Origin of the sequence: Sphingomonas sp. 66-10 (assembly GCF_001897045.1) — a bacterium.
GTDB lineage: Bacteria > Pseudomonadota > Alphaproteobacteria > Sphingomonadales > Sphingomonadaceae > Sphingomonas > Sphingomonas lycopersici.
Map to the genome: position 1 here is coordinate 1 of NZ_MKRR01000016.1, position 2,830 is coordinate 2,830.

Consider the following 2,830-nt stretch of genomic DNA (forward strand, 5'->3'; position numbering starts at 1 on the left):
TAACCGTGCCGCTTACGGTCTTTTTCAGTCCCGTTTCAATGGATAGCTTGGCTTTGGCTCCAAAATCGAAGCTGGGCCGCGTGGTCCGCACAACCACGGCACCGCCGGTAACGTTGCGACCGAAAAGCAAGCCTTGCGGTCCACGCAGAACTTCGATCCCCTCAAGGTCGAAGTTGTCCAGCACGACACCAGCGTTGATGCCGAGGTAAATACCGTCAGTGAAAACGCCTACGGTGGGGTCGATCGATGGGATCGTGCTGTTGATGCCGAGGCCCCGGATAGTGAAATTGGCATAGCCCGGTGCCGTACCCACATCCTCGAGCTGGACGTTGGGAACGTCGTAGCTCAGACTTTGAAGATTCGTAACCGTCCGGTGAGCCGCGCTTGCTGCTGCCGTCTGGTGTGTCAGGACGTCCTATAGGTCGTGCAATAGGGCGCGCTTAGGACAGCCATGACACAGGTAACGGTGCTGACGGGGGTGCGACGCCGCCGGGATTGGACGGATCAGGATCGCCTGGAGATTTTGCGCGAGGCATTCTCGCCGGGTGCCTGTGTGGCGGATGTTGCGCGCCGTCATGATGTTTCCCGAGGCTTGATCTACTTGTGGCGCCGGGCAGCCTTGCAGCAGGTTCAGGAGGCATTCGTTCCGGCGGTGATCGAGGACGAGCCCGGAACCACCGCCAACGCTTCGGCGCAAGAGCCGGAAGCCGCGATCGTGCTGGACTTCGCCGATGGCCGGCGATTGCGGATTTTCGCCTCGGCCTCGCCCGCGCTTGCGGTGGCCGCCTTGAAGGCGATACGATGATTCCGGCGGGTGCGCGGGTGTGGATCGCGATGGGCCATACCGATATGCGGCGCGGAATGCAGAGCCTGGCCGCAATGGTCCAGCAGCACTTCACCAAGGACCCATTCGGCGGTGATCTGTGGGTCTTCCGTGGCCGCTCCGGATCGCTGGTGAAGATCATCTGGCACGATGGGATCGGCATGTCGCTGTATGCCAAGCGGCTCGAGAAGGGTCGGTTTGTGTGGCCGTCGGCGCAGGACGGGACGGTGTCGCTGACGAGCTCGCAATTGGCTTGCCTGCTGGACGGGATCGACTGGCGTAACCCGCAGTATTCGTGGCGCCCGCAGAGCGCGGGATAGCCGATAATCCAAGCATTTCGGGCTTGCTTAGAGAGGTTGTCAGTGATTCACTCGCGCCCATGGAAGCCGCTGTTTCACCCTTCCCAGATGATGCCGAAGCACTCAAGGCGCTGCTGACGCTGGCGCTGCAGAAGGCCAACGCGGCCGAGCAACGCGCCGCCGTGGTCGAGGCTGAGCTGGCCAACGCGCGGGCCTTGGCCAGCGCCACCGAAGCGATGATCGCACATCTCAAGTTGCAGAACGCCAAGCTGCGCCGCGAGCAGTACGGGGTCAGTGCCGAGCGCACCGAACGGCTGCTTGCCCAGTTCGAGCTTGGGTATGAAGACCTGGAAGCCGATGCAGCGGAAGACGAGCTCGCCGCCGAAGCCGCCGCAGCGAAGATGACGACCATTTCCGCGTTCGAGCGCAAGAAGCCGGTCCGCAAGCCGTTTCCCGAGCACTTGCCGCGCGAGCGCGTGGTTGTTTCCGCGCCATGCTCGTGCCCGGCCTGCGGCAGCGACCGCCTGTCCAGACTGGGCGAGGATGTGACCGAGACGCTCGAAGTGATCCCGCGCGCGTGGAAGGTCATCCAGACGGTGCGCGAGAAGTTCGTCTGCCGGGACTGCGAGAAGATCACGCAGCCACCAGCACCGTTCCACGTCACCCCGCGCGGATGGGCGGGCCCCAGCTTTCTCGCCATGCTGATGTTCGACAAGTACGGCCAGCATCAGCCACTCCACCGCCAGGCCGAGCGCTTTGCCTGCGAAGGCGTCCCGCTCAGCGTGTCGACGCTGGCTGACCAGATCGGGGCTGCGTGCCTCGCCCTGATGCCGATTTACCGGATGATCGAGGCCCACGTCCTTGCCGCCGACCGCCTCCATGGCGACGACACGACGGTGCCGGTCATGGCCAAGGGCAAGACCGATACCGGCCGACTATGGGACTATGTGCGCGATGATCGGCCGTTCGGCGGCTCTGATCCGCCGGCAGTCATCTTCCACTACTCGCGCGACCGACGCGGCGAGCATCCTCGAGCACATCTCGCGTCCTGGTCAGGGATCCTGCAGGCCGATGCCTATGGCGGCTACGGCGATCTGTATGTTGCCGATCGCCAACCCGGGCCGATCCTGGAAGCAGGGTGCTTCGCGCACGCCCGCCGGAAGTTCTTCGAGCTTGCCGACATTGCGGGCGCGGCACGCAAGAAGAGCCGCGGCGAGAAGGTGCCGGTCATCTACCCGATCGCGCTGGAAGCCGTGCAGAAGCTCGACGCCCTGTTCGCGATCGAGCGCGACATCAACGGCAAGAACCCCGCCGAGCGGCTCGCCGCTCGCCAGGAGCTGAGCGCGCCGCTGATCGAGGAACTACACGAGTGGCTGAACGCGCAGCTCGCCAGGATTTCCCGCAACCACGACGTGGCCAAAGCCATCAACTACATGTTGCGTCGCTGGGGTGCGTTCACCCGGTTCCTCGACGATGGCAGGGTCTGCCTCTCGAACAATGCCGCCGAACGATCGCTGCGCTGTGTACCTCTCGGGCGCAAGTCGTGGCTGTTCTGCGGATCGGATCGTGGCGGCCAGCGCGCGGCCGTTGCCTATTCGCTGATCCAGACCTGCCGCCTCAACAACGTTGATCCGCAAGCCTGGCTCGCCAATGCCCTGGCCCGCATCGCAGACCAGCCGGTCAACCAACTCGACGCGCTGCTGCCTTG

General features: G+C 64.1%; 4 protein-coding genes. 3 read left to right on the forward strand and 1 reads right to left on the reverse strand.

Annotation, left to right across the window (positions count from 1 at the left end):
• Window positions 1-409: TonB-dependent receptor plug domain-containing protein (locus BGN95_RS01895; RefSeq protein ID WP_502688235.1), on the reverse strand; the 409-nt coding region annotated here is incomplete at its 3' end.
• A gap of 42 nt (window positions 410-451) precedes the next feature.
• Here BGN95_RS01895 and tnpA point away from each other — a divergent pair.
• From tnpA to tnpC, 3 genes are all read left to right on the forward strand, one after another.
• Window positions 452-805 (forward strand): IS66-like element accessory protein TnpA, encoded by a 354-nt coding sequence (tnpA, locus tag BGN95_RS01900; RefSeq protein WP_286771448.1) that lies wholly within the window; start codon window positions 452-454, stop codon window positions 803-805.
• Window positions 802-1,143, forward strand: a complete 342-nt coding sequence (gene tnpB / locus BGN95_RS01905; RefSeq protein ID WP_286771449.1) for an IS66 family insertion sequence element accessory protein TnpB — start codon at window positions 802-804, stop codon at window positions 1,141-1,143. The genes tnpA and tnpB overlap by 4 nt, the downstream gene beginning before the upstream one ends.
• Before the next feature lie 59 nt (window positions 1,144-1,202).
• On the forward strand, window positions 1,203-2,830 hold a 1,628-nt coding region (gene tnpC / locus BGN95_RS01910), incomplete at its 3' end, for an IS66 family transposase (RefSeq protein WP_286771450.1).

Coding starts and splice junctions, on each gene's coding strand:
- tnpB (WP_286771449.1), top strand. CDS start 802: ATGATTCCGGCGGGTGCGCGGGTGTGGATCGCGATGGGCCATACCGAT.
- tnpA (WP_286771448.1), top strand. CDS start 452: ATGACACAGGTAACGGTGCTGACGGGGGTGCGACGCCGCCGGGATTGG.